Source organism: Rhodococcus sp. NPDC003318 (assembly GCF_042879035.1).
GTDB lineage: Bacteria > Actinomycetota > Actinomycetes > Mycobacteriales > Mycobacteriaceae > Rhodococcus_G.
Genome location: NZ_JBIAOU010000001.1, coordinates 770,407 through 795,407 on the forward strand (window position 1 = coordinate 770,407; position 25,001 = coordinate 795,407).

18 protein-coding genes and 1 riboswitch are annotated in these 25,001 nt (G+C 70.9%); of the genes, 10 read left to right on the top strand and 8 right to left on the bottom strand.

Going from position 1 to position 25,001, the window contains the following annotated elements; translation table 11 throughout:
• Positions 1-171 precede the first annotated feature (171 nt).
• The 7 genes from ACFYVR_RS03415 (at position 172) to ACFYVR_RS03445 (ending at position 10,782) form a co-directional block, all read left to right on the top strand.
• The gene (locus ACFYVR_RS03415; RefSeq protein WP_387469599.1) at positions 172-3,507 is read left to right on the top strand and encodes a protein kinase; all 3,336 of its coding nucleotides are present in this window, start codon (positions 172-174) and stop codon (positions 3,505-3,507) included.
• A 243-nt stretch (positions 3,508-3,750) separates the two neighbouring features.
• Entirely contained in the window at positions 3,751-4,626 is an 876-nt protein-coding gene (locus ACFYVR_RS03420; protein ID WP_387470332.1) for an oxygenase MpaB family protein, read from the top strand.
• A 29-nt stretch (positions 4,627-4,655) separates the two neighbouring features.
• Positions 4,656-5,999, top strand: coding sequence for a cytochrome P450 (locus ACFYVR_RS03425; RefSeq protein ID WP_387469602.1), 1,344 nt, complete (start codon positions 4,656-4,658; stop codon positions 5,997-5,999).
• Positions 6,000-6,043: 44 nt separating this feature from the next.
• Positions 6,044-6,631: a TetR/AcrR family transcriptional regulator gene (locus ACFYVR_RS03430; protein WP_387469605.1), complete on the top strand. Its 588-nt coding sequence runs from the start codon at positions 6,044-6,046 to the stop codon at positions 6,629-6,631.
• An 82-nt stretch (positions 6,632-6,713) separates the two neighbouring features.
• Positions 6,714-8,333 (top strand): succinic semialdehyde dehydrogenase, encoded by a 1,620-nt coding sequence (locus ACFYVR_RS03435; protein WP_387469607.1) that lies wholly within the window; start codon positions 6,714-6,716, stop codon positions 8,331-8,333.
• Positions 8,330-9,949: an AMP-binding protein gene (locus ACFYVR_RS03440; RefSeq protein WP_387469610.1), complete on the top strand. Its 1,620-nt coding sequence runs from the start codon at positions 8,330-8,332 to the stop codon at positions 9,947-9,949. Before ACFYVR_RS03435 ends, ACFYVR_RS03440 begins: the two co-directional genes overlap by 4 nt.
• On the top strand, positions 9,946-10,782 hold the full coding sequence (locus ACFYVR_RS03445) for an SDR family oxidoreductase (RefSeq protein WP_387469612.1): 837 nt from the start codon (positions 9,946-9,948) through the stop codon (positions 10,780-10,782). The genes ACFYVR_RS03440 and ACFYVR_RS03445 overlap by 4 nt, the downstream gene beginning before the upstream one ends.
• Positions 10,783-10,906: 124 nt before the next feature.
• On the opposite strand, the gene ACFYVR_RS03450 is transcribed toward ACFYVR_RS03445, so the two are convergent.
• Complete coding sequence (locus tag ACFYVR_RS03450) at positions 10,907-12,652, bottom strand: proline--tRNA ligase (RefSeq protein ID WP_387469614.1); 1,746 nt, start codon at positions 12,650-12,652, stop codon at positions 10,907-10,909.
• Between the two features lie 59 nt (positions 12,653-12,711).
• On the opposite strand from ACFYVR_RS03450, the gene yaaA reads away from it, so the two are divergent.
• From yaaA to ACFYVR_RS03465, 3 genes are all read left to right on the top strand, one after another.
• Positions 12,712-13,452: a peroxide stress protein YaaA gene (gene yaaA / locus ACFYVR_RS03455; protein ID WP_387469616.1), complete on the top strand. Its 741-nt coding sequence runs from the start codon at positions 12,712-12,714 to the stop codon at positions 13,450-13,452.
• A gap of 154 nt (positions 13,453-13,606) precedes the next feature.
• A complete protein-coding gene (locus ACFYVR_RS03460) occupies positions 13,607-15,439 on the top strand; it encodes a neocarzinostatin apoprotein domain-containing protein (protein WP_387469618.1) in 1,833 nt (610 codons plus the stop codon).
• Positions 15,440-15,480: 41 nt separating this feature from the next.
• The gene (locus ACFYVR_RS03465; protein ID WP_387469620.1) at positions 15,481-16,074 is read left to right on the top strand and encodes a helix-turn-helix domain-containing protein; all 594 of its coding nucleotides are present in this window, start codon (positions 15,481-15,483) and stop codon (positions 16,072-16,074) included.
• Positions 16,075-16,091: 17 nt separating this feature from the next.
• Here the strand turns inward: ACFYVR_RS03465 and ACFYVR_RS03470 are convergent, their stop codons facing one another.
• The 7 genes from ACFYVR_RS03470 to mqo all read right to left on the bottom strand — a co-directional run bounded on the left by ACFYVR_RS03470 (position 16,092) and on the right by mqo (position 24,986).
• Positions 16,092-17,495 carry an MFS transporter gene (locus ACFYVR_RS03470; protein WP_387470334.1) on the bottom strand — a complete coding sequence of 468 codons (1,404 nt, stop codon included), beginning with the start codon at positions 17,493-17,495 and terminating at the stop codon, positions 16,092-16,094.
• 86 nt (positions 17,496-17,581) lie between these two features.
• Positions 17,582-18,796 (bottom strand): uroporphyrinogen-III C-methyltransferase, encoded by a 1,215-nt coding sequence (gene cobA / locus ACFYVR_RS03475; RefSeq protein ID WP_387469622.1) that lies wholly within the window; start codon positions 18,794-18,796, stop codon positions 17,582-17,584.
• Positions 18,797-18,877: 81 nt separating this feature from the next.
• Positions 18,878-19,240, bottom strand: coding sequence for a cobalamin biosynthesis protein (locus tag ACFYVR_RS03480; RefSeq protein WP_387469625.1), 363 nt, complete (start codon positions 19,238-19,240; stop codon positions 18,878-18,880).
• Positions 19,233-20,627 (bottom strand): cobyrinate a,c-diamide synthase, encoded by a 1,395-nt coding sequence (locus tag ACFYVR_RS03485; protein ID WP_387469627.1) that lies wholly within the window; start codon positions 20,625-20,627, stop codon positions 19,233-19,235. Before ACFYVR_RS03485 ends, ACFYVR_RS03480 begins: the two co-directional genes overlap by 8 nt.
• A complete protein-coding gene (gene cobO, locus ACFYVR_RS03490; RefSeq protein ID WP_387469629.1) occupies positions 20,621-21,235 on the bottom strand; it encodes a cob(I)yrinic acid a,c-diamide adenosyltransferase in 615 nt (204 codons plus the stop codon). Before cobO ends, ACFYVR_RS03485 begins: the two co-directional genes overlap by 7 nt.
• Before the next feature lie 31 nt (positions 21,236-21,266).
• Positions 21,267-23,174: a VWA domain-containing protein gene (locus ACFYVR_RS03495; RefSeq protein ID WP_387469631.1), complete on the bottom strand. Its 1,908-nt coding sequence runs from the start codon at positions 23,172-23,174 to the stop codon at positions 21,267-21,269.
• A 63-nt stretch (positions 23,175-23,237) separates the two neighbouring features.
• Positions 23,238-23,317: riboswitch (cobalamin riboswitch) on the bottom strand.
• A 130-nt stretch (positions 23,318-23,447) separates the two neighbouring features.
• Positions 23,448-24,986 carry a malate dehydrogenase (quinone) gene (mqo, locus tag ACFYVR_RS03500; RefSeq protein WP_387469634.1) on the bottom strand — a complete coding sequence of 513 codons (1,539 nt, stop codon included), beginning with the start codon at positions 24,984-24,986 and terminating at the stop codon, positions 23,448-23,450.
• Positions 24,987-25,001: the final 15 nt, after the last annotated feature.

Genomic DNA, 25,001 nt, shown 5'->3' on the forward strand with positions numbered 1-25,001 from the left:
GCGGTTTTGCGCCGGCTGCGCGGCACCGCACCCCGCCCCGCCCCGTTCCGCACCGAGCACCGGGAAGGCCGACGCACCCTGTTGCGGCGCACACCGTCACCCCGCAATACTGACGATGGGAAGTGACACCGGTCACTGACACCGACGACGACGTCCGACGAGGCCTGAGGAATGGGTGGACACGATCCTCTCGAGACCCAGCGCGACACGACTCCTCGGATCACCACCGAGCTGGCGGAGGCAGGCTACGTCGATGCCCGCGTGATCGGCGAGGGCGGATTCGGGATCGTCTACCGCTGCACCGAGACCGACCTCGACCGGACCGTCGCCGTGAAGGTGCTCACCTCCGACCTCGACGACGACAACCGGGCCCGCTTCGTCCGGGAGCAGCGGGCGATGGGCCGACTGACCGGGCATCCCAACATCGTGCCGGTGCTGCGCGTCGGCACCACGGAGTCCGAACGCCCCTACCTGGTCATGCCGTACCACGAGCAGGGCTCGCTCCAGGACCGTATCCACCGGCACGGACCGCTCACCACCGAGGAGACGCTCCGGCTCGGCGTCAAGATCGCCGGCGCCATCGAATCCGCCCACCGGCTCGGCATTCTCCATCTCGACGTCAAGCCGGCGAACATCCTGCTCACCGACTACGGCGAACCCGCCCTGACCGACTTCGGGATCGCCCGGGTCGCAAGCGGTTTCATGACGGCGACCGGTACGATCGTCGGATCTCCGGCCTTCACCGCGCCGGAGGTCCTCGCGGGCGAGCGGCCCGGCCGGGCGTCGGACGTCTACGGCATGGGGGCGACGCTCTTCTGCGCCCTGACCGGGCACGCGGCGTTCCAACGCCGCAGCGGAGAGCAGGTCGTCGCCCAGTTCCTGCGGATCAGCCGGTCGTCGCCGCCGGATCTGGCCGAGGAGGGCATCGACGACGACCTGTCGGGCCTGATCGGGCGCGCCATGGCGCGGGACCCGTCCGACCGGCCGTCGGTGACCGATCTGGCCGACGAACTGCGGCGCATCCAGAGCCACCGCGGTCTCCCGACCGACGAGATGGCCCTGCGCACGGCATCCCTGCTCGACCAGCCCGCATCACCCGTTCCGCTCACCACCGGGCGGTCGCCCGCGGCCCGGCCGGAACCGCGACACGTGGCACCGACCGGCCGGATACCCCAGGAACTGAGCAGCTTCGTCGGTCGCCGCGCCGAACTCTCCGAGGCCCGTACGGCGCTGTCGACCTCGCGTCTGGTGACGCTGTCCGGAGTCGGCGGGGTCGGCAAGACCCGATTGGCGATTCGCACCGCCACGGCTGCGAGAACGGATTTCCCGGACGGGATCTGGATGATCGAGCTCGCCGATCTGCACTCCGACGCGCTCGTCGCCGACCTGGTCGCCGACACCCTCGGCCTCAGCCGCCAGGGCGGCATGCCGGCCACCGACTGCCTCGTCGATTACCTGTCGTCACGGAAATCGCTTCTCGTGCTGGACAACTGCGAGCACATCGTCCTCGCGGTCGCCGAACTGACCGCGGCGTTGCTGCGCAGCAGCCCGGACCTGCGGGTACTCGCCACCAGCCGTGAGGCCCTCGGCGTCTCCGGAGAGGCGGTGCTGGTCGTGCCGCCACTGGCCGTCCCCGGACCGGACAGTGCTCCGCCGCCCGAGGGCGCGGCCGGCTTCGACGCGATCGCGCTGTTCGTCGAACGTGCGGCGGCCGCGCTCCCGGGATTCGCCCTGACCGCCGACAACGCGGCGGACGTGACGGGAATCTGCCGGCGACTCGACGGGCTTCCACTGCCGATCGAGTTGGCGGCCGCGCGACTACGGGTGATGTCGCCGCACCAGATCCTGGAGCGACTGCGTGACCGCTACGCCCTGCTCACCCAGGGCAACCGCAGTGCCCCGAGCCGCCAACAGACGCTCCGGTGGTGCATCGACTGGAGCTACGACCTGTGCACCGCCGACGAGCAGGCGATGTGGGCTCGGACGTCGGTGTTCGCGGGCAGTGCCGACCTCGACGCCGCCGAGTACGTGTGCGGCAGCCCGCTCGGGGCGGACCCAGGACAGCAGGCGCCGGGCCACCCCGACGATCTGCTGGACCTGCTGACCGCCCTCGTCGACAAGTCCGTCGTGATCCGTGAGGAGGCCGGCGGATCGGTGCGCTTCCGGATGCTCGAGACGGTGCGCGAATACGGCAACGACAAACTCGACGCCAGTGGCGACACCACCGAACTGCGCCGGCGGCACCGCGATTGGTACCTGCGTCTCGCACTCGAGGCAGAGGCCGCGTGGATCGGACCGACGCAACCCGAGTGGATCACCCGGCTCGACCTGGAACAGCCGAACCTGCGCGAAGCGCTCGCCTGGTGCCTCGACGACGACGGCCCCCGCTCCGGCGCCGCCCTGGAGTTCGTCTCGGCACTGCAACCCTTCTGGTTCGCCCACGGCCGGATCACCGAGAGCACGCTCTGGCTCGATCGAGCGCTCTCCCGCGCCGCCGGGCCGGAGACGGACAGGGCACTGCTGGCCAAGGCCCTGTACCGCGGCTGCTCGATGAACGACGTCGTGTCCGCCACCGAAGCCGGCGACCTGTACGCGGACGAGGCCCGGCGACTCGCGGTCGACACCACCGACGTGCTCACCCTCGCGCGACTGCGGTTCGCCGAGGGCCTGCACGCGATGTTCCGCGGCGAACTCGCATCCGCACGCGAGTTCTTCGGAGAAGCACTCTCGGGATTCCACACGGCGGGCGACGTGTACGAGCGTGTCGTCGCCCTCCTCTCACTCGGCTGGGCGAACGAGCTGTCCGGAGACGACCGGGGGGCGCTGCAGTGCCATGAGGAGGTCCTCGCCATCTGCGAGCAGTACGACGAGTCGTCCTACCGGTCGCACGCACTGTGGGGGTCGGCGCTCGCCCGGTGGCACCTGGGCGAACGCGATCGCGCATTGGGCCTGCTCGCGGAATGCCTGCAGCTCGCGCGCAGTCGTCGTGACCCCCTGCTCGCGGCGAGCGGCATCGAGACGCTCGCGTGGATCGTCAGTGCCGAGGGCAGCGCCGAGCGCGCCGCGATCCTGATGGGCACCGCGCAGCGCCTATCCCGCGACGTCGGCAGCGCGCCGGGCCTCTTCCCGACACTGGCGGCACACCACGACGACTGCATCCACGTGACCAGGACGGCGCTCGGCGCGGACGCCTTCGCCACGGCCACCCGTCGGGGCGAGGCCCTCGACCTCGACACCGGCGTCGACTACGCACTCGGCGAACAGCCGGGCGCCGGACCCCGCAAGCAGCACACCGCAACCCGCTCCCGCACGGGCACCGACCTGACCACGCGCGAGCGGGAGGTCGCCGCGCTGGTCGCGGAGGGCCTGACGAACAAGGCGATCGCTCAGCGCCTGGTGATCTCGATCCGCACCGCACAGGGACACGTCGAGCACATCCTGACCAAGCTCGGATTCACCAATCGCGCCCAGATCGCGGCCTGGGTGGTGGCGCAACACCACGCGTGACCTCTGTCGAGAAGCACCGCGCAACCGATCCTCGACGCGCCCGGCCGGACGAACGCCGGTCGGGCCTTGTGTGAGGGGAGCCACGTTGCTACGTTGTGACACACAGGAACACTTTTGTTCCATCGTCCCGACCCCCAGGCGACAGGAGTCCGCATGCGGTCCACCCACGAGTCCGTCGGCGACGCTCCGATCGGCGAGCCGATCCGGCCGGCATTCGACGAGGGCATCCGCGAGGCACTGCCGATGCCGGTCGACGACGACACCGCAAACCCGGCGGTGCCGCTGGGCCCGGACTCGCTGGTGTGGAAGTTCTACGGCGACGTGCGCGGCCTGCTCGGCTTCCAGCGCCTCGCCGGTACCGAGAACTGCATCGAACAACTGGGCAAGGCGGTCGAGGACCACTCGGTGATCTTCGCGGACACGATCGGCCGGGCCAAGCGCAGCGGACCGCCGATCATGAAGACCGTCTACAGCGACGATCCGCACAGGTGGGGGCGTACGGTCCGGGATTTCCACAAGCCGATCAAGGGCACCGTTGCGGACGGCTCGCGCTACCACGCGCTCAACCCCGAGTTGTTCTACTGGGCACACGCGACTTTCGTCGACCAGGTGCTCTACGTCACCGACACCTTCATCCGACGTCTCTCCCATGCCGAGAAGGCGCAGATCTTCGAAGAGAGCAAGGCGTGGTACCGGCTGTACGGGGTCAGTGACCGCAGCCAGCCGCAGACCTACGACGAGTTCGTCGAGTACTGGGACGCGATGCTCGACCGGTTCGTGCCGACGAGAACGATCGTGTACGCAACCGGATACATCCGCAAGGGAGTACCCGGCCCCCACCGGATCCCGGCACCGGTCTGGAAGGTCCTGTCCGCACCACTGAACGCCTTCGTCCGCACGGTCGTCGTCGGCACGGTGCCACCGCAGATGCGCGAGGTCTGCCGACTGGAATGGGACGACAAGAAGGAGAAGCGTTTTCAACGTTTCGCGCGCGGAATGCGAGCGCTGAACCCGCTGTTCAACCGACTCCCGATCGGTGCCCTGTACCTGCCCTGGGCCCGCGACGCGTGGCGCCGCGTCGGCGTCGACCCCCGTCCACTGCACAACACCCCCGCCTGACCCCGCGTCACCATCTCGGAGGAGTCTCCATGCGTCGCAAGCAACTGGCCACCGTCCCGGCGGGTAGTGGCCTCAAACCGATTCACGGGACCGGCGACCCGGGTGTGATCGAGGTGCTCCGGTTCTTCCGCGATCCGATCAACACCGTCGCCAGGCGTCGCGCGCAGTACGGCGACATCACCTACATCAACTCGTTCGGCCTCAAGTTCGTGATCCCCCTGAACGCGGACGGCTGCGAGGCCATCGCGATGAACCGGCAGAAGGCGTTCGCCAACGAACCCGCGTGGGGATTCCTCATCGGCCCCTTCTTCCGCCGCGGCATCATGCTGATGGACTTCGAGGAACACCTGCACCACCGTCGAATCATGCAGCAGGCCTTCGGGAACACCCATCTCAAGGGCTACCTGCAGGACATGCAGCCGATGCTGGCGGAGCGGGTCGCGCACCTTCCCGTCGGCGACGACGTGCGCATGCTCGACGAGTTCAAGCAGATCACCCTCGACCTGGCACTCGAGATCTTCCTCGGACTGGACCTGCCGCGCGCCGAGGCGGACCGGATCAACAAGGCGTTCATCGACTGCGTGAACGCGGGACTGTCGATCATCCGCAAGAACATTCCGGGCACCCGGTGGGCGCGCGGGCTCACCGGACGCACGGTGCTCGAGGACTTCTTCCACGAGCACCTGCGCGCCAAGCGCGCCACCGCGACTCCCGACCTGTTCTCGGTGCTGTGCCACGCCCAGGACGAGGAGGGGCACACGTTCACCGACGAGGACGTGGTCAACCACATGATCTTCGTGCTGATGGCCGCGCACGACACCTCCACCATCACCCTGACGACGATGGCGTACTACATGGCCCGGTACCCGCAGTGGCAGGAGAGGGCACGTGAGCAGTCGCGCAACCTGCCGCCCGAGATCTCGTACGACACCCTCGACGAGTTCACGATCCTCGACCGGATCATGAAGGAGTCGCTGCGGCTGAACTCCCCCGTGCCCGGGCTCCCCCGACAGGCCAAGGAGGACACCGAGATCTGTGGCCACCACATCCCCAAGGGCACCTACGTCGCCGCGATCGGGATGGTCAACCACCACAATCCGGCGCTGTGGGCCGATCCCGAGCGTTTCGATCCGGACCGGTTCACCACGGAACGCGCCGAGGACAAGGTGCACCGCTACGCCTGGATGCCGTTCGGAGGCGGCGTGCACAAGTGCATCGGCCTCTACTTCGCACAGATGGAGATCAAGACGATCATGCACAACCTGCTGCTCCGGTACGAGTGGTCGGTGCCCGAGGACTACCGGTGGGAACTCGACAACTCCACACTTCCGGTACCGAAGGACCGCCTGCCGGTGCGCCTGCGCGCACTGTAGGCGGGTACCCGACATGAAGGCCGACGACCGGTATGCTCCCTCTGATGCCCACACCAGCCGAACGCACCGCGACGCGCGTGTCACCCGAGACGGTGATGCTCGACGCTGCGCGGAGGGAGTTCGAGCAGTACGGGATCCGGCGCACCAACATGGACGACATCGCCCGGCGGGCAGGCATCTCCCGCAGCACCCTGTACCGGCGCTTCCCGAACAAGGACGCGCTGGTGGAGATGCTCGTGATGCACGACACCGCGGCGTTCTTCGCGGAACTCGACCGGGTGGCGGCGAACCGCGACCCGCGCAGCGCGGTGGTGGAGTGCTTCACCCGCGGCGTCCGGCTCACGCAGGAGATGCCGCTCGTCGCGCGCATCCTCGACAGCGAGCCGGAGCTGATCCTCGGGCTGACCAACCGGACGGACGGCGCGCCGATCACGCAGGCCGCGACGCAGGTCGCGCGCACGCTGCGCCGCAGCGGCGCCACGATGTCGGACGAGGACCTGGGCGCCGTGTCGGAGATCCTCGTCCGCATCGCCGTCTCGGTGATGCTCAACCCCCAAGGGCAGCTGGACATTTCCGACCTCGAGGCGGTTCGCACGTACGCAGAGCGGTATCTGGTCCGTCTGATCTGGTGACGCGGCGGCCGACGCCTGTCGCGGTGACCGGCGCGGCCGCCACCGCTGACACCCACACGCACCTCCGCCGAGGAGACATCCCGTGACCTCAGTTCGTGTACCCGAGGTCGGTGATCCACCCGCGGCCGATCATCCGCGCGCGGTCGACCCGGCCCTGATCGACTCCCTGCGCGCGCAGCTGCCACCGTCGCGCACCTGGCGCCGCGCGAGCGCACCCTTCACGGGCCTCCCGCTTCCCGCTGTGCCCCAAGCAGATCCGGCGACGGTGGCGGCGCTCGCCCGCTCGGCGCGGTCCGCCCAGACCGGATGGGCACGCCTGCCGGTCCGCGATCGGGAACGTGTCGTGCGGCGCTTCGCGCGCACCCTGATCGACCACCACGACCTGCTCTGCGACCTGATGCAGTGGGAGACCGGCAAGGCCCGCGTACACGCCGCCGTCGAGGCGCAGGGCGTGATCTCCGTGGCCGCCTACTACGGCCGCACCGCCGCCCGCCATCTGCGCCCGACGCGCGCGAGCACCGCCGCTCCCGGGGTCGTGGCCGCCCGCGTCGAGTACCGGCCCAAGGGCCTCGTCGGCGTCATCGCACCGTGGAACTATCCCCTCTTCCTCGCTGTGGGGGACGTGATCCCGGCCCTGGTCGCCGGGAACGCGGTGCTGAGCAAGGCGGACTCCCAGGCGCCGCTGACCCTGCTGCTGGCGCGCAAGCTCGCCGTCGAGGCCGGTCTGCCTCCCCGGGTGTGGCAGGTCGTCGCGGGGCCGGGCGCCGAGCTCGGAGCGGCGGTGATCGACGCGGTCGACCACCTGTGCTTCACCGGTTCCACCGCCACCGGCCGCACGATCGCGCGACAGTGCGCCGACCGGCTGATCGGGGCGTCGCTCGAACTGGGCGGCAAGAACCCGATGATCGTGTGCGCCGACGCCGACATCGCCGCCGCCGCGACCGGTGCGATCCAGGCCTGCTTCTCGAACGCGGGTCAGATGTGCATCGGCATCGAACGCATCTACGTCGACGACCGGGTCTACCCGCAGTTCGTGGACGCCCTCGTCGAACGCACCCGCAGACTGCGGCTCGGCAGCGGCTACACGTACGCCGTCGACATGGGGTCACTGACCTCGCGGCGCCAGCTGGACGCGACCGTCCGGCACGTCGAGGACGCCGTCGTGAAGGGAGCCACCGTGCTGACCGGCGGACGCCCCCGACCGGACATCGGTCCGCTGTTCCACGAGCCGACCGTGCTCGCCGACGTCACCGCCGAGATGAGCGTGTACGCCGAGGAGACGTTCGGTCCGGTGGTGTCGGTGTACCGCGTGAGCTCCGAGGACGAGGCCGTTCGGCTCGCCAACGAGGGCGAGTACGGTCTGAGCGCGAGCGTCTGGACGAAGGACCTGTCCCGGGGCCGGGGACTGGCGCAACGGATCGTCGCGGGCTCCGTCAACGTCAACGACGGTTACCTGTCCGCGATCGCCGCGCTCGGTGCCCCGATGGGCGGCATGCGCGCGAGCGGCGTCGGGCGCAGGCACGGCCGGGAGGGCATCGTCCGGTACACCGAGCCGCAGACCGTGACCACCCAGCGGTTTCCCACCCCCTACCCGGACCGGTTCCGCGCCGGCCTGCTGACCGCACTCAACCTCGCCACCCGGGCGAGACTGGCCGTGCCGACGAGAACTTCCCGGCCCCAACCATTCCGAGGACGTCGATGAACACTCGCACCCTGAGAACCCGGCTCCGGAACGAGGCCGTCGCCGCCCGGGTCCTGTGGCAGGCCGGCATGGTTCCCACCGGTCCCCGGGCGCTCGCCACGGGAGTGAGGGCGGTCGCCCGACTCGGACCGTTCGGCGGCCTGCCCGCCTACTGCGCGGCCGTGCACTCCGGCGCGATCGCGATCGTCGACGACCGCGGCGCGCTGACGTTCGACGAGTTCGACTCCCGCACACATCGTCTCGCGAACGCGCTGCGTGCCACGCTGCCGGTCGCGCGGTCCCAGCCGAGCATCGGGATCCTGTGCCGCAACCACGCCGAGGCACTGGTGTCCCTGTGTGCCGCGGCCGCGGCCGGTGCGCGTGTGGTCCTGCTCGGCTCGGACTTCGGGCCGGCCCAGGTGGAGGTCGTCGCGGCCCGGGAACGTCTCGACGCGATCATCTACGACCAGGAGTTCGGTCCCGCCGTCGCCGATTTCGACGGACACCGGTGGTGTGCGTGGTTCGACGGGGACATGCCGGCGGACGCGCTCGCACTGCTGACGGAGCACGGGTCCGCGACTCCCCCGCCGCGCCCCGAGCACGCGGCGTCGCTGGTGATCCTCACCAGCGGGTCCAGTGGCGTGCCCAAGGGGGCGCCCCGGGCCGAGCCGCGCACCCTGATGCTGACCGCGGGCCTGCTCGAACGGATTCCGCTGCGCGGCGGCGAGCGGGTGCTGCTGTCCGCGCCCGTGTTCCACGGCTGGGGACTGCTCGTCGCGGTGCTGACGCTGATGCTCGGATCCACCCTCGTCCTGCACCGCCGTTTCGACGCCTCCCGCGCGCTGGCCGACCTCGCGCGGCAGCGGTGCACCACGTTCGTCGCGGTGCCGACGATGCTCCGCCGCGTCCTCGACCTCGGCGACGAGGTCCGGCGCGCCGACCTGTCGAGCCTGCGGATCATCGCCAGCGGTGGCGCCCGCCTCGAACGCGCACTCGTCAGGCAGGTTGCCGACGCGTTCGGGCCGGTGCTGCACAACCTCTACGGGTCGACGGAGGCCGCCTACGTCAGCATCGCGACACCGCAGGACCTCGCCGACGCACCCGACTGTGCCGGACGCCCCACCCTCGGGACGGTCGTGCGCATCGTCGACGACCGCGGCCGCACGGAAACCGCCGAGACGGTGGGCCGCATCCTGGTGCGCACTCCGGCGCAGATCCACGCCTACACCGACGGCACCCGTCGCAGCGACACCGACGGTTTCCTCGACACCGGCGACCGCGGGCACCTCGACATGCGAGGACGACTGCACGTGTCCGGGCGCTCGGACTCGATGATCGTCTCCGGTGGCGAGAACGTGTACCCCGAGGAGGTCGAACTCGTCCTGCTCACGCATCCCGACATCGCGGACGCCGCCGTGACCCCGGTCGAGGACGCGGAGTTCGGTCAGCGACTGCGCGCCTACGTCGTGCGCGGCACCGGATCCGTCGACGAGGACTCCGTCCGTGCCCATGTCACCGCGCACCTGCCGCGGTCGCGGATGCCGCGCGACATCGTGTTCGTCGACACCCTGTCCCGGGGTTCCTCCGGCAAGGTGCTGCGACGGACCCTCGACGAACTGAAGGAGAGCGAAGCATGAAGGGCATCGAGCTCGGCGGCCGGGTCGCGGTCGTGACGGGAGGTGCGCGCGGCATCGGCCGCGCGATCGCAACGGCATTGCGGGACAACGGAACCAGCGTCGCCATCGGGGACATCGACGCCTCGGCGACAGCCCGCACGTGCGACGAACTCGGTGTGTACGGCGCGCTGCTGGACGTCACCGATCCGGCATCGGTGGAGTCGTTCCTCGACGAGGTCGAATCGGTACTCGGCCCGGTCACCGTCTGGGTCAACAACGCGGGCATCATGCCGATCGGATCGGTCCTCGACCAGGACGACGCCCTCGTCGGGCGCGCGATCGACATCAACGTGCGCGGGGTGATGAACGGTGCCCGCGCCGCGGCCCGCCGGATGGTCGCCCGCGGTGGTGGCGGCCGCATCGTCAACGTCGCCTCGATCGCCGGCCGCATGCCCGCGCCCGGCATGGCGGTCTACAGCGGAACGAAGTTCGCCGTCGTCGGATTCGGTGACGCACTGGACGCGGAACTCGAGGACCACGGTGTGCGGGTCTCGACGCTGCTGCCCTCGTTCACGAACACCGACCTGATATCCGGCACCACGCCGGGACCGCTGACGCGGCCGATTCCGCCGCAGCAGGTCGCGGCGGCCGTGGTGACCGTCCTGCGGCGGGGTCGCAGGCAGGCCGTGGTTCCGGCCCGCCTGTCCGGCGGAAGCGCGCTGTGGCAACTGTTTCCGCGGCCGGTGGCGCGGGTGCTGCGGCGCTCGATGGGACTCGACCGCGTCTTCCTCGACGTCGGCGCCGAGCGCGCCGCCTACGAGCAGCGAATCGCGGGGAGCCCGGTGGACAGCTGAGGTACTCCCGTCACCGCTGGTGCCGGGAATCGGGGGGACGGCCGCCGAAGGGGGGCGACCGTCCCGTCCCGGTGACCCGGCCTGGCGCTCGCCGGCCGGGGCACCACGTGTCGCGGTGGCGCGCTCAGCTGCGCACCACCGCGAGCACCTCGTCGAGCGCCGTGTCGGCAGGGACCTCCCGGGATTCGCCGGTGAAGCGGTCGCGCAGTTCGACCTTGCCGTCGGCGAATCCGCGACCGACGACGACGATCAACGGAACGCCGATCAGTTCGGAGTCCTTGAACTTCACGCCGGGAGACGCCTTGCGGTCGTCGAGGATCACCGACAGGCCCGCCTTGTCCAGCTGCGCGGCCAGCGCCTCGGCACCCTCGCGGGCGGCGTCGTCCTTGTTGGCGATCACCAGGTGCACGTTCGCCGGGGACACCTCGGCCGGCCAGCGCAGACCTTTTTCGTCGTGCTGCTGCTCCGCGATCACGGCGACCAGGCGCGAGACGCCGATACCGTAGGACCCCATCGTCGGGCGGACCGGCTTACCGTTCTCCCCGAGGACGTCCACCTCGAACACGTCGGTGTACTTGCGGCCGAGCTGGAAGACGTGTCCGACCTCGATGCCGCGGGCCGCGACCAGCGCGCCCGCCCCGTCCGGCGACGGGTCGCCGTCGCGGACCTCGGCGGCCTCGATGGTGCCGTCCGGCGTGAAGTCCCGGCCGGCGACCAGGCCGACGACATGCTTACCCTGCTCGTCCGCGCCGGTGATCCAGCTGGTGCCGTCGACGACCCGCGGATCGACGAGGTAGCGGACCCCGTTCTCCTGCAGTGCCTTCGGCCCGATGTAGCCCTTGACCAGGAACGGGTTGTCGGCGAAGTCGGCCTCGCTGAGCAGCACGTACTCGGCGGGCTCGAGCGACGCCTCGAGGCGCTTGCCGTCGACCTCGCGGTCGCCGGGGATGCCGATGCCGAGCAGTTCCCACTCGCCGCCTGGAACGCGGGTCTTGACGAGGATGTTCTTCAGCGTGTCGGCTGCGGTCACGGTGCGGCCGAGCCCGGCACCGTTGGCCCAGTCGACGAGGGTGTCGATGGTCGGGGTGTCGGGGGTGTCGTGGACCTGCGCCGCGGGCAGTCCGTCGAACGGGATCGGTTCGGGCGCAAGGGTCTTGACGGCCTCGACGTTGGCGGCGTAACCGGACTCGAGGCAGCGGACGTAGGTGTCCTCACCGATCTCGGACTCGGCGAGGAACTCCTCCGACGCGCTGCCACCCATGGCACCGGACGTCGCGGACACGATGACGTACTTGACGCCGAGCCGGCCCAGGATCCGCTCGTAGGCGTCGCGGTGCGCCCGGTAGGACGCAGTCAGGCCCTCGTCGGTGAGATCGAAGGAGTACGAGTCCTTCATCACGAACTCGCGGCCGCGGAGAATGCCCGCGCGCGGACGCTCCTCGTCGCGGTACTTCGTCTGCACCTGGTAGAGGGTGACCGGGAAGTCCTTGTACGAGTTGTACTCACCCTTGACGGTGAGCGCGAAGAGCTCCTCGTGGGTGGGGCCGAGCAGGTAGTCGTTGCCCTTGCGGTCCTGCAGACGGAACAGGCCGGCGCCGTACTCGGTCCAGCGGTTCGACGCCTCGTAGGGGTCGCGCGGCAGCAGCGCGGGCAGCAGGATCTCCTGCGCGCCCATCGCGTCCATCTCCTCGCGGACCACGCGTTCGACCTCGCGCAGCACCCGCAGGCCCAGCGGCAGCCACGAGTAGACGCCCGGCGCGATGCGGCGGACGTAGCCGGCACGGACGAGCAACTTGTGACTGGGGACCTCGGCGTCGGCCGGGTCGTCACGGAGCGTGCGCAGGAACAGCTGAGACAGGCGGGTGATCACGGGGTATCAGGATAGTCGGGCCACGAGCGCGTGGCTGCGGCCCGGTACCGTTACCGCTCGTGCTGGTACTGCTGCCTCCCTCCGAGACCAAGTCCGACGGCGGCAGGGGCGTCCCCCTCGACCTCGGCGAACTGTCGCTGCCCACACTGACCGCCACCCGCGAGATGCTCGTCGAGGCGCTCGTGGCCCTGGCCGCGGACGTCGAGGCGTCGAGCGTCGCGCTCGGTCTGAGCGCCGGTCAGGCCGACGAGGTCGAGCGCAACGCCGCGCTGTGGACCTCCCCCACCCGGCCCGCGCTCGAGCGCTACACCGGGGTCCTGTTCGACGCACTCGACGCGAAGTCGTTCACCCGCACCCAGAAGTCCAAGGCGTACGCGCGGCTGGCGATCGGCTCGGCACTGTTCGGCGTCGTCCGGGCGGACGACCCCATCCCCGCGTACCGGCTCTCCGGCGGGTCCAAGCTGCCCGGGACGGGCACCCTGCAGTCGCTGTGGAAACCGGAGCTGACCCCGGCGCTGGAGGCGGAGGACGCGGGGCTGGTGGTGGACCTGAGGTCGGGCACGTATCAGCAACTCGGCCCGGTCGCCGGCGCGGTCACCGCCACCGTCCTGACCGAGAAGCCGGACGGCAGCCGCTCGGTCGTCAGCCATTTCAACAAGCACCACAAGGGATTGCTGGCCCGGGCGCTGGTCCTCACCCGCGCCGAACCGTCCGACGTCAAGGGCGTCGCCAGGGTCGCCGCGAAAGCCGGCCTGACCGTCGAGATCGCCTCGCCCACCGAACTCGTCATCCTCACCTAGGCCCTCCGCGCCTGTGCGCGAGTCCGGTAGCTCTGACCACCGAACTCACGCACGGGTGACGCAGCCGCCTGAACGACCGTCCAGGCACGTAGGTTAGCCTCACCAAGTTCTTCTCGTGCTGTCGCCGTGGCGACCCGAAGCAGGGAGTTGGAGAATGCGCGCGTTCAGTCGGGTGGCGGCCGCGGCTGCGGTCGTCGTGATGTCGGCGGCACTGTCGTTCGGCATCGCCCACGCCCAGGATGTTCCCGTCGGCTCGTCCGACGGGGTCTCGATCGGCCCGATCGACGTCGACTTCGGCGCCGGCACCGGCGCGCTCACCCTCTCGCAGACCACCGGCCTGGACACCGGCGACACCGTCACCGTGACCGGCACCGGCTTCAAGCCGGACACCGCGCTCTACCTCGCGCAGACCGTGGCGAAACCGGCGGTCGGATTTCCCAGCACCTACGGCCAGGAGTCGAAGCTGACCACCGACGCGGCGGGCTCGTTCACCGCCGACATCGAGGTCGCCCGCACCTTCAAGGGCGTCGACTGCCTGACGACCGACTGCTACGTCGCCACCTTCGCGGCGTTCCCGTCCATCTTCACCGACCGCAGCCAGGACGTCTGGGCGCCGGTGTCGTTCGCCACCGACGCCGAGGTCGCGGCCGAGGGATCCGGTGCGGCACCGGGTTCCGCAGGCCCGGTCACCACCGTCGGCAAGACGTCGGGCATCAGCGCGGCGGGTGAGACGGTCCGAGTGTCCGGTACCGGCTTCTCCGCGGCGGGCGCGGGCATCTACGTCGGGCTCGCCGAGACCGGGAAGTACAACCCGATGAACGCCGACTCGTTCGCGGGCACCGTGTACGTGCGTAGCGCCGACATCACCGGCGGCGCATGGAGTGTGGGCCTTCCGGTGCAGGCGCAGGTCGGCACCACCGACTGCCTGGCCCGGCCCTGCGCGATCTACACCCTCGCCGCCCACGGCTCCCCCGACCGCAGCCAGGACACCGTCACCCCGGTGACCTTCGACCCTGCCGGCGCCGCACCCGCGACGACCACTCCCGTGGCGGCATCCACGACGTCGGGCACCCCGGCCGTCTCCGCGTCGAAGACGTCCGGCCTCGACGCGGCGGGCGACACCATCGCCGTGTCGGGCACCGGCTTCTCCACGGCGGGGCCCGGCATCTACGTCGGCGTCGCACGGACGGACCGGTTCTCGACGACGGACGCCTCGGCGTTCCAGGACACCAAGTTCATCCGCCCCACCGACATGCCCGGCGGGGCGTGGTCGACGACACTCGCGGTCGCGGGCGCGTTCGGCGACAGCGACTGCACCCGAAACGCCTGTGCGATCTACACGTTCGCCGCGCACGGCTCGGCCGACCGCAGTCAGGACACCGTGACGCCGATCAGCTTCGTCGGGACCGCGACGCCGACCACCACCGCGACACCGGCGCGGGCCGGGACCGTCGCGGTGTCGGCGTCGAAGATCGACGGCCTCGATGCGGCGGGCGAGAAGGTCACGGTCACGGGCACCGGGTTCTCCGGAGCGGGCGCCGGGATCTACGTCGGCCTCGTCCAGGACGACCGGTTCTCGGCCACCGACGCGTCCGCGTGGATGGCGACCGCGTACCTGACACCGGACAGGATCGTCGACGGCCACTGGTCGACGGAGCTGGAACTGGCTGCGGTGCACGGCGATTCGGACTGCACGCGCAGCGCCTGCTCGATCTACACCGTCGCCGCGCACGGCTCGGCCGACCGCAGCCAGGACACCCGCACGCCGGTGAGCTTCGGAGAGGCGGCGGTCGCGGCCTCCGCGGCGCCGACCCCGGGTGCGGACCCCGAGGTGCGCACCCTGGCCGACAGCGCCGACGACACCGGCAGCGACTACGACGGCGACGGGGGTTGGGACGACTCGATCGCACCCGTCGTGGTCGGAGCGATCGCAGTGGTGATCGCGGCCGTCGCGGCTGGAGCCTTCGTCCTGCGCCGCCGCAAGTAGACACACCACCTGTGGTGCGCTGCAGGCATATGATCTTGCCCATGAAGCAAGACGAGGTGGGCCTCGAGGAGGTGATCCGGCAGCGCATCCGCAGTCTTCGGCTGGCGCGCGGATGGTCGCTGGACGCGCTCGCGGCCCGCTGTCACCTGAGCCCGTCCACGCTCAGCCGGATCGAGACCGGCCACCGCCGGATCGCCCTCGACCAGCTGGTGCCGATCGCACGCGCCCTCGACACCACCCTCGACCAACTCGTCGAGTCCCCCGACGACGAGGACGTGGTGATCCGGCCGCAGCCCGCCCGCCAGCGCGGGGTGACGACCTGGCTGCTGTCCCGGGAGAGCACACTGCAGGGCGTCACGGTCGCGAAGATGCGCATCACCCCCGAGCGGCAGACCCCGCCGGGTCACCTCGGTGTCCATCCCGGCAAGGAGTGGTTCACCGTACTGTCCGGAACGGCGAACCTGCGTCTGGGTGAACGAACCATCCTCGTCGAGGCCGGTCAGGCCGCCGAGTTCTCGACGATGGTGCCGCACGCGATCTCCGCGCACGGCGGACCCGTCGAGATCCTCACGATCTTCGACCACGACGGCAAACGCGCCCACCTGCACCCGACGGACGACGACCCGACGGCCTGAGCCCGGACGCCTGGCTCCTACGACTCCTGCGCGGCCTTCTCGGCCGCCTGCGCCTGCGCGACCTGCTCGGGGGTGAACCGGATGAACAGCGACACGACCGCCGCGAGCAGCGCGAGGATGGCGCAACCGAGGAGGGCGAAGGTGTAGCCCTCGCCGAGCGCGGACAGTTGCTGCGGCGTCATGACGGCCGCGACCCCCGACACGCCGCCGAGCGAGAGTGTCTTCGACGTCGCCATCGCGCCGACGACGGCCAGGCCGACCGGGCCGAACAGCGTCTGCGCGACCTGCGCGATCGCGGCCAGCGGCCCGATCTCGTGGGGTCCGACCCCGGCGATCGCGCACAGCGGCAGGGGCACCACCGCGAGGCCCACTCCGAACCCGACCCCCACCACGAGCACGAACAGGTGCCCGACGTAGGTGGCGGACGCGTCCAGCGTGGAACCGTAGAGCAGCCCGACGAAGGTGACGAGGGTGCCGGTGACGACCAGCCAGCGCGGCTGCACCCGGGCCGCGAGCTTGGACGCGACGAACGCCGCCGAACCGAGCCCGAACGCGAACGGCACGAACGCCAGGCCGGCCCGCAGCGGCGTGTATCCCAGGATGTCCTGCACGAACAGCGCGACGAACGGCGCGAGCGAGAACATCACCATGCCGACGAGGGCGATCGCGATGAACGTCGCGACCCGATCGCGGTTGCGGAACAGGGAGAACGGCAGCAACGGATTCTCGGCGCGCCGCTCGACCAGCAGGAACGCCACGAGCAGCACCACACCGCCGATCAGGCCGACGAGCACCGGGGGCCGCGCCCAGCCCATCTCGGGACCCTCCGTGAAACCGAACACGACGGCGGCGCACCCGAGGGTCGCCAGGATCGCGCCCGGCACGTCGAGTTGGAGGCGCTCGGCGTTCGTCTCCGCGAGGGACCGGAACGCCAGCAACAGGATCACCAGCCCGATCGGGACGTTGATCAGGAAGATCCAGCGCCACGACACCTCGGTCAGCGCGCCGCCGACGATCAGGCCGGTCACCGATCCGACGCCGGTCATCGCCGCGAAGATCGCGATGGCCTGATTGCGCACCGGCCCGGGCGCGAACGTCGTCGCGACCAGGGCGAGGGCCGTCGGCGACGCGATGGCGGCGCCCACGCCCTGCAGGGCACGGGCCGCGACGAGGGTGGCCTCGTTGACCGCGAGGCCGCACAGCAGGGAGGTGAGCGTGAAGATCGCCACTCCGGCGATGAAGACCCGCTTGCGTCCGAACGCGTCGCCGAGGCGCCCGCCGAGCAGCATCAGTCCGCCGAACGTGAGCGCGTACGACGTGATCACCCAGTTGCGGCCGGCGTCGCTGAGCCCGAGATCCTCCTGGATCCGGGCGAGGGCGAGCGAGGCCACGGTGCCGTCGAGCACCATCATCAGCTGCATACCGCTGAGAACGACGATGGCCAGGCCGAAGGCCCGGGTCGTCACCGGGTACTGCACGGCGGTGGAGTCAGACACGGGATTCCACGTTACCGATCGTTCACCGAGAATCCGGCCACCGGACCGACGACGATGATCGCCGGCGGCCGGATGTTCTCCTCCCGGACGCGGGCGGCCACCGTCCCCAGATCGGCGCGGAGTTCGCGTTGCGCCCGCGTCGTGCCCTCCTGGATCACGGTGACCGGCGTGTCGGCGGGCCGCCCGCCCTCGACGAGAGCCTCGGCGAACTTCTCGATCCGCTCGACCCCCATCAGGATCACCAGGGTGCCGCGCAGCCGGGCCAGTGCAGGCCAGTCGGTCAGCGAGTCCGGGTGGTCGGGAGCGACGTGACCACTGACGACCACGAACTCGTGGGTGACGCCGCGGTGCGTGACGGGGATTCCGGCGGCGGACGGGACGGCGATCGCGCTGGTGATGCCCGGAACGACGGTGACCGGGACGCCGGCCGCCGCACACGCCTCCAGTTCCTCGAAGCCGCGACCGAACACGTACGGGTCGCCACCCTTGAGCCGGACGACGAACTTGCCCGCCTTCGCGTTGTCGATCAGGGCGCTGTTGATCGCCTCCTGTGCCATCGCGCGGCCGTACGGGATCTTCGCGGCGTCGATGACCTCCACCTGCGGACCGAGCTCGGCGAGCAGTTCCGGCGGCGCCAGCCGGTCCGCGACGACGACGTCGGCGCGGGCGAGGAGGCGACGACCGCGAACGCTGATCAGGTCGGGGTCGCCGGGGCCGCCGCCGACGAGCGCGACGCCGGCAGCGTGAGGCTCCTCGTCGGTGAGCGATCCGGCCTGCAGCGCCTCGACGATGGCCGTGCGGACCGCGGCCGAGCGCCGATGCGCACCGCCGGCCAGCACGCCGATCTCGAGCCCGTCGAACGAGGCACTGGCCGGCGTGACCGCCGTACCCTGCCTGGCGCTGTCGGCGCGGACGCAGAAGATGCGGTTGCGTTCGGCCTCGGCCACGATCGCGGCGTTGGTGTCGTGTTCGTCGGTGCAGGCGATGGCGTACCAGGCGCCGTCGAGGTCGCCGTCGGTGTAGTCGCGCAGGTCAGCGGTGATCTGTCCGCCGGTGATCATCCCCTCGACCGCCGGGGTGACGGTGCGGGCGATCACGTGCACCCGGGCACCCGAGGCGACGAGCAGTCCGAGGCGGCGCTGGGCCACGGTGCCGCCACCGACCACGACCACCCGACGACCGGTCAGATTCAGGCCGACGAGGTAGTTCGTGTCGTCTGCTGCCACTTCACATCTCCTTTGTGCGCTTCGCGCCTGTGAGTCCTTTCGGCCCGAGTGGGGACCTGAAGGACTCACAGGGGCGGGTCATCAAACAGTACGGGCGAGCGCGACAGTGACGCCATCGCGGGCACGCTTGCGGACGAGCAGGTCCCCGCCACCGGATCCGAGCACCGCGGCGGCCTCGGCGACGCTGGGCGTCCCAACCTCCGCGGCGACCCGCCCGGACGGGTTCGGCACCGGGACGGCGGCCAGTTCGTCGGCGGTGAATCCGAGCACCGCGACCCCGAGTTCGGCGGCCGCGGTGGCCACCGCCGACTCGGTGGCCTTGCGGTCGAGCGTGGCCAGCGCGCGCAGGTCGGCCGGGTCGTCGACGATGTCACCGATCGCCTCCAGCACCGCCTCCGCCGCGACGCCGTCGCGCAGCCCGACCCCGACCACCAGGTCACCCATACTTCACCTCGAATTCCCGTGCCGCGGAAACGAATCGACGAATGGCGCGGGGTTGTCCGGCGGGATGGGTGTGCAGGTACGACGCGTGCACACCGCCACCGACGAAACCCTCCCGGGTGGCCGCACCCGACACGCGCCAGCCCCACGCCGACGACCAGCCGTCCACGGTCTGAGCGGTCAGCGAGGTCCGGTGGAACTCGTGCCCGACCACCCGCTCCCCCGCCTCGAACAGCACCGACGACTCCAGCGCGACCGCGTCCCGGTATCCGAGCGTCAGGGTCGATCCGAACGTCGCCGCCGTGTCGATCACCCGCGTCATCGGGTGCCCGTCCAGCGCTCGCGCCAGGTACAGCAGGCCCGCGCACTCGGCATGGATCGGCATGCCGCGCCGGGCCAGTTGCCGGACCGAGGTGAGCAGGGCCTTGTTGTCCGCCAGCGCCGCGGCGTGCTCCTCCGGGAACCCGCCCGGCAGGACGAGGCCCGCGACTCCGTCGGGCAACTCGTCGGTCGCGGGGTCGAAGACGTGCACACGGGCACCGGCAGCCTCGAGCAGCTCCCGATGCTCGGCGTACCCGAACGTGAACGCCCGACCGCCCGCGACGGCGACCAGCGGCGCGCCCGCCACGGGGCCGCCGACCTCGACGACCGGATCCCAGGGCGGCGCGGTCACCGACGACGACGCCAGGGCCCGGACCGCGTCCAGGTCGACGTGCCGGGCGATCAGCTCGGTCATCGCGGCGACGGCCGCGGTCGCGGCGCCGCCGTGCTCGACCGCGGTGACGAGTCCGAGGTGACGGGACGGCACGGCGAGTTCCGCGAGCCGTGGCACCACACCGAGCACCGGGATGCCGACCCGGTCGCACGCCTGTCGCAGGACCTGTTCGTGGCGGGCACTGCCGACCCGGTTGAGGATCACCCCGCCGATCCGCACGTTCCGGTCGAAGGTGGCGAACCCGTGCAACACCGCGGCCAGCGACTGGCTGTGCCCGCGGGCGTCGACGACGAGCACGACCGGGGCGCCGAGCAGACCGGCGACCTGTGCGGTGGATCCCTCGGCGGACCCTTCCGGTGCCGGGTCCGCGATCTTGCCGTCGAACAGGCCCATGACGCCCTCGACGACGGCGATGTCGCTGTCGGCGCTGCCGTGCCGGTACAGGGGGCCGATCCGGTCGGCGCCGACGAGCACCGGATCGAGGTTGCGGCCGAGACGGCCGGCGGCGAGGCCGTGATACCCGGGGTCGATGTAGTCCGGTCCGACCTTGAAGGCCGCCACCCGGTCCCCCGCCGCGCGCAGCGCACCGATCAGACCCGTTGCCACGGTGGTCTTTCCACTGCCCGATGCGGGTGCGGCGATGACGACCGCGGGAGCGGCGGGCACCGTCACCACTCGATGCCCCGCTGGCCCTTGCGGCCCGCGTCCATCGGGTGCTTGACCTTGGTCATCTCGGTGACCAGGTCGGCGGCGTCGATCAGCGCCTGCGGGGCGTCGCGGCCGGTGATCACCACGTGCTGGGTTCCGGGACGGTACACCAGGGTGTCCACGACCTCGTCGACGTCGATCCATCCCCACTTGAGCGGATAGGTGAACTCGTCGAGCACGTAGAAGGTGTGCTCCTCGTTCGCGATTCGCCGCGCCACCTCGTGCCAGCCGTCGAGCGCGACCCGGGCGTGGTCCTCGTCGTCGCCCTTCTTGCGGGTCCACGACCAGCCGTCGCCCATCTTGTGCCACTGCACCGGGCCGCCGACACCGCTGCTCTCGTGCAGCTCACCGAGCGCCCGGAACGCGGCCTCCTCGCCGACCTTCCACTTGGCGGACTTGACGAACTGGAACACCCCGATGTCGAAGCCCTGGTTCCAGGCGCGCAGCGCCATCCCGAAGGCCGCGGTCGACTTGCCCTTGCCCGGCCCGGTGTGGACCGCGAGGACGGGGGCGTTGCGGCGTTGCCGGGTGGTCAGTCCGTCGTCGGGGACGCTGACCGGGACTCCCTTGGGCATGGCTGAACTCCTCTACTCGCAGGCGGATGTACTACGCGGCGGCCCGGACCACGCCGGCGACGTGTTCGGCGGACAGTTCGGCGAGCCGAATGCAGGCTCCCCGCAACGCCGTCGCGAGCTCGGCCGCCAGTCCGAGCCGCACCATCCCGGATTCGCAGTCGACGACGACGGCGGCGGCCGAGGTGTCGGCGAGGAGCCCGGCCGCGATCCTCGCTCGCTGCACCGGGTCGGGCCCTCCGGTGGCGCGCCCGTCGGTGAGGGCGACGACCATCGCGCGCCGACGCGGGTCGCGCACCCGCTCCCGCAGCACCACCTCGCGCGCCTTCAGGAACCCTTGCGCGAGTGGGGTTCTCCCGCCGGTGCGCAGTGACCGCAGGCGGCGCACCGCCACGTCCACGGACGAGGTCGGCGGCAGCACCAGTTCGGCGCCCGCGCCGCGGACGGTGATCACCGCGACCTTGTCGCGGCGCTGGTAGGCGTCGCGCAGCAGCGACACGACCGCACCGGTCACGGCGGAGAGCCGGTCGCGTCCGGCCATCGAGCCGGACGCGTCGACGACGAACACGATCAGGTTACCCTCGCGACCTTCCCGGTGGGCGCCGCGGATGTCGCTGGGCGCCAACAGCATCCGCCCCTCACGGCGACCCCGCGCCACCTGGTGCTCGGCGGCGGCGAACAGGGTTCCGACCAGGTGCAGGCCCCGGCCCGCGTCGGTGGTGGTGGCGCGCACGGTGCGGCCCTGCGCGGACCGCGACCGGGACCGGCGTCCCGGGGCCCCCTCCCCGACGCCGGGGACGGTGAGCAGCCGGGTGCGGAACTGCGCCGACGGCGCACCGACCTGGCGGTCCTTCGGCGCCGGTGCGGGAGGAGAGTCGGCCTGCGGCACCTCGGAGGGCGGCGGCGGATCCCCTCCGTCCGAGTCCGGCCGGGGAGCGCCGCCACCCGGGCCGTCGGGATCGGGTTCCGGGTCGGGCTCGTGCTCGCTGGCGTGCTCGTCGGCGTCACGCATCGCATCGTCGAGTTGCTGGGGGTCGAGGCCCGGCTCGTCGAACGGGTCGCGGCGGCGGCGGTGCGGCAGCGTCAACTCGGCTGCCACCCGCACGTCCTGCTCGGCGACCTCGGTGGCGCCGCGCCACGCGGCATGCGCGGTGGCAGTGCGGGCGAGCACCAGGTCGGCGCGCATTCCGTCGACGTCGAAGGACGCGCACAGGGCGGCGATCCGTCGCAGCTCGCGGTCGGGCAGGGCCACGTCGGCGAGGGCGGCGCGGGCCGCCGCGATCCGGGTGGCGGTGGCGGCGTCGGCGTCGGCGTAGCGGGCCGCGAACCCGGCGGGGTCCGCCTCGAAGTCCAGGCGACGGCGGACCACCTGCATGCGCACATCGACGTCCCGGGACGCGGCGACGTCCACCGCGAGCCCGAACCGGTCGAGGAGCTGCGGCCGCAACTCCCCCTCCTCGGGGTTCATCGTGCCGACCAGGACGAAACGGGCCGGGTGGGAGTGGGAGACCCCGTCTCGTTCGACGTGGACGCGGCCCATCGCCGCGGCGTCGAGGAGCACGTCGACCAGGTGGTCGTGCAGCAGGTTCACCTCGTCGACGTACAGCACGCCGTCGTGGGCGGCGGCCAGCAGTCCGGGCTGGAACGCCCGCTCGCCGTCGCGCAACACCTTCTCCAGGTCCAGCGACCCGACCACCCGGTCCTCGGTCGCGCCCACCGGCAGCTCCACCAGCCGGGCGGGAGCACCGCTCGACGTCGGGGGCAGCAGTGCGGCGAGAGCGCGGACGACGGTGGACTTGGCCGTGCCCTTCTCCCCGCGGACGAGGACCCCACCGATGCCGGGATGGACCGCGCACAGGGTCAGGGCGAGCCGCAGTTGGTCCTGACCGACGATCGCGCTGAACGGGAAACCCGGTTCGGCAGCCGAATCCTGTTGCGCCACAGCGTTATTCCCCTTCACTCCCCGGTCTCCACGCCAGAGGTCGGTGGTCGATCCCGTCGCCGCGGTGATCTGACTTCCGGTCGCGGCGGGCGCCGTCGGCCGTCACAGTGGCGGGACCGTGCCTGAGTTGCACAGGGCTTCCCCGCAGCGAGGAACTTCGATGGTTCGCACCGACTCTAGGCCACGCCGTCGCGGTCCCCGCACAGTGCCCCGGATACGGCGGCGGCCGCCACCGGACCGCGAAGGTCCCGGTCGCGGCCGTCGCGAAGCGGATCAGGCAGAGGCTGCCGATGCGACCTCGGCAGGAGCGGCCAGCTCCAGCGCCCGGTTGCTCCAGTCCCACACCTCGCGGAAGAGGGACTCGTTGTCGGAGAGCTTGACGCCGAGCGAGGGCACCATCTGCTCGAGCCGCGGCTTCCACGACGTCCAGCGGTCGCCGAAGCAGCGCTGCAGGACGTCCAGCATCGCGGGCACCGCGGTGGACGCACCGGGAGAGGCTCCGAGCAGGCCGGCGATGGTGCCGTCGGCGGCGCTGATGACCGCCGTGCCGAACTCGAGGACACCGCCGTTGCCCTTCTTGCGGATCACCTGGACGCGCTGGCCCGCGGTGATCAGCTCCCAGTCGCCGCCGGTGGCGCGGGGCACGAACTCGCGCAGGGTCTCGATCCGGTCGGTGGACGACTGCAGGAGCTCGCCGATGAGGTACTTGGTCAGACCCAACTCGGTGACACCGACGCCGAGCATCGACATCAGGTTGTTGGGCTTGACGGAACCGGGCAGGTCGGTGACCTTGCCCTCCTTGAGGAACTTCGGCGACCAGCCGGCGTACGGGCCGAACAGCAGACCCTGCTCACCGTTGATCACCCGGGTGTCGAGGTGCGGAACCGACATCGGGGGTGCGCCGACCGCGGCCTTGCCGTAGACCTTGGCCCGGTGCTGCGCGATGAGCTCCGGGTTGGTACAGCGGAGGAACTGGCCGCTGACCGGGAAGCCACCGAAGCCCTTCGCCTCCGAGATGCCGGACTTCTGCAGCAGGTGCAGCGCACCGCCGCCGGCGCCGACGAACACGAACTTCGCGTTGACGGTCTTCTTGTCGCCGGTGCGCCGGTTGACCACCTTGAGCGTCCAGCTGCCGTCGGACTGCTTGGACACGTTCCGCACGTCGTGGCCGAAGTACACGCTGCCGCCGGAGGCTCCGATGTGGCCGAGGAGCTGCTTGGTCAGGGCACCGAAGTCGACGTCGGTGCCTCCGTCGGTCCAGTTCAGGGCGACCGGGTCGGAGAAGTCACGACCGTCGGCCATGAGCGGCAGGCGCTTGGCGAACTCGTCGGGACGCTCGGTGTACTCCATGCCCGCGAACAGCGGGTGGCCGGCGAGGGCGTCGTAGCGGGCCCGCAGGTACTTCACGTTCTCGGCCCCGTGCACGAAGCTCACGTGCGGGATCGGGTTGATGAACTCCTTGGGCTCGGTCAGGATGCCGTTCTCGATCCCGTAGGACCAGAACTGCCGCGAGACCTGGAACTGCTCGTTGACGTTGACCGCCTTGGTGACGTCGACCGAGCCATCCTTGTTCTCCGGCGTGTAGTTGAGCTCGCAGAGAGCCGAGTGACCGGTGCCCGCGTTGTTCCACGGATCACTGCTCTCGGCGGCGGCGGCGTCGAGCCGCTCGAACACGCTGATCGACCAGTCCGGCTGGAGCTGTCGGAGGATGGCTCCGAGCGTGGCACTCATGATGCCCGCTCCGACGAGAACTACATCGGTCTTCTGTACCGCGGTGTTGTCTGACACTGGAAAATCGACTTCCTTGTCCATTGGCAGTAGGCAGTC

Coding starts and splice junctions, on each gene's coding strand:
- ACFYVR_RS03415 (WP_387469599.1), top strand. CDS start 172: ATGGGTGGACACGATCCTCTCGAGACCCAGCGCGACACGACTCCTCGG.
- ACFYVR_RS03420 (WP_387470332.1), top strand. CDS start 3,751: ATGCCGGTCGACGACGACACCGCAAACCCGGCGGTGCCGCTGGGCCCG.
- ACFYVR_RS03425 (WP_387469602.1), top strand. CDS start 4,656: ATGCGTCGCAAGCAACTGGCCACCGTCCCGGCGGGTAGTGGCCTCAAA.
- ACFYVR_RS03430 (WP_387469605.1), top strand. CDS start 6,044: ATGCCCACACCAGCCGAACGCACCGCGACGCGCGTGTCACCCGAGACG.
- ACFYVR_RS03440 (WP_387469610.1), top strand. CDS start 8,330: ATGAACACTCGCACCCTGAGAACCCGGCTCCGGAACGAGGCCGTCGCC.
- ACFYVR_RS03445 (WP_387469612.1), top strand. CDS start 9,946: ATGAAGGGCATCGAGCTCGGCGGCCGGGTCGCGGTCGTGACGGGAGGT.
- ACFYVR_RS03460 (WP_387469618.1), top strand. CDS start 13,607: ATGCGCGCGTTCAGTCGGGTGGCGGCCGCGGCTGCGGTCGTCGTGATG.
- ACFYVR_RS03465 (WP_387469620.1), top strand. CDS start 15,481: ATGAAGCAAGACGAGGTGGGCCTCGAGGAGGTGATCCGGCAGCGCATC.
- ACFYVR_RS03470 (WP_387470334.1), bottom strand. CDS start 17,495: ATGCAGCTGATGATGGTGCTCGACGGCACCGTGGCCTCGCTCGCCCTC.
- ACFYVR_RS03480 (WP_387469625.1), bottom strand. CDS start 19,240: ATGGGTGACCTGGTGGTCGGGGTCGGGCTGCGCGACGGCGTCGCGGCG.
- cobO (WP_387469629.1), bottom strand. CDS start 21,235: ATGCCCAAGGGAGTCCCGGTCAGCGTCCCCGACGACGGACTGACCACC.
- mqo (WP_387469634.1), bottom strand. CDS start 24,986: ATGGACAAGGAAGTCGATTTTCCAGTGTCAGACAACACCGCGGTACAG.